Below are 1,227 nucleotides of genomic sequence, written 5' to 3'. Positions count from 1 at the left end.
TGTAATCTTCCCCTAACTAGCTACACCCAAAACTAAAGAATTCCAATCACAATTATTGTTGTTGTCCTGTTGTAATGTGGGAAACTCGGAGAGTTTTCCATATTTCAACAGGAATTCCGTCGGCGTGAGATATTCAAGCGCCGAATGCGGTCTCACATTATTATACATCCATGCCCATGCGTTTGCGTACATCCGCAGTTCGGCAACGCTGTCAAACATGAAACTGTCCAACACGTCCTGTCGGAAAGTCCGGTTGAAGCGTTCCACCAGACTGTTCTGCGTGGGTTTGCCGGGCTGTATGTATTCCCACTCGATACGGTTTTCCCGGCACCATTCCTCCATGGCTGCGGCAATGAACTCCGGCCCGTTGTCCGAACGGATCTTCTCGGGCTTGCCCCGCCATTCGATCAGTTTTTCCAATTCCCCGATTACCCGCAGGGCCGGAAGGCTGGAATCTGCCGTAATACCCAGGGCCTCACGGTTGAAATCATCGATTACGTTCAGTGTGCGCATTTTCCTGCCCGAGGCAAGCGTGTCCTGCATGAAATCAAGGCTCCAGGTGATATTCGGCCCTATGGGGCATAGCAACGGGGCCTGCACACGTGCCGGGAGCCGTTTCTTACGCTTGTTCCTCAGATTCAGCCGCATGGACGTATAAACACGGTATACCCGTTTGTGGTTCCACATATAATGCGGCTTGCGCAGCCGTTTGAACATCATCCAGAAACCCCATGTCTTATACAATTCGGCAAGGTTGGACAACTGCTCAATAATCTCGCGGTCATCCTTGCGTTTGGCTTGGTAATAATAAACCGATGTACTCATATGGAATAGTACGCAGGCCTGCCGAAGGCTCATTTTAAACTCCTGATGGGCATAGCCCACCAACTCACGCTTCTCGGCAGGCCCTAAAGCTTTTTTTCGATAACGTCTTTTAAAACCGTGTTTTGGAGTGTTAACTCCGCAACAATCTTCTTATACTGGGCCAATTCCTTTTCCATTTCCTTCATCTGCTTGAGCTGGGAAACATCCATCCCCGAATATTTGCTCTTCCAATTGTAAAATGTACCTTGGCTGATACCGTGCTCACGGCAGATGTCCGAAACCGAACGACCCGAATCCTGACTGGCCAGAATCTTGATGATCTGCGCCTCGCTGAAATTGCTCTTTTTCATTGTCCCTAAAATTATAAAACTACATTAATAATCGTAGCTGTTTTTAGGGAAG

At 48.6% G+C, this 1,227-nt stretch carries 1 protein-coding gene; it reads right to left on the bottom strand.

The annotated features are described in order from the left end of the window. Positions 1-12 precede the first annotated feature (12 nt). Positions 13-1,175 (bottom strand): IS3 family transposase gene (locus BM030_RS19575; RefSeq protein ID WP_244519053.1). Its coding sequence is split into 2 segments (ribosomal slippage): positions 13-923 and positions 923-1,175, totalling 1,164 coding nucleotides; the frame shifts between segments, so codons are not numbered across the junction. Between the last annotated feature and the right edge of the window lie 52 nt (positions 1,176-1,227).

This window comes from Parapedobacter composti (assembly GCF_900112315.1).
Classification (GTDB): domain Bacteria; phylum Bacteroidota; class Bacteroidia; order Sphingobacteriales; family Sphingobacteriaceae; genus Parapedobacter; species Parapedobacter composti.
Note: the sequence above shows the minus strand (reverse complement) of the source record. Positions and strands in the feature narration are given on the sequence as shown.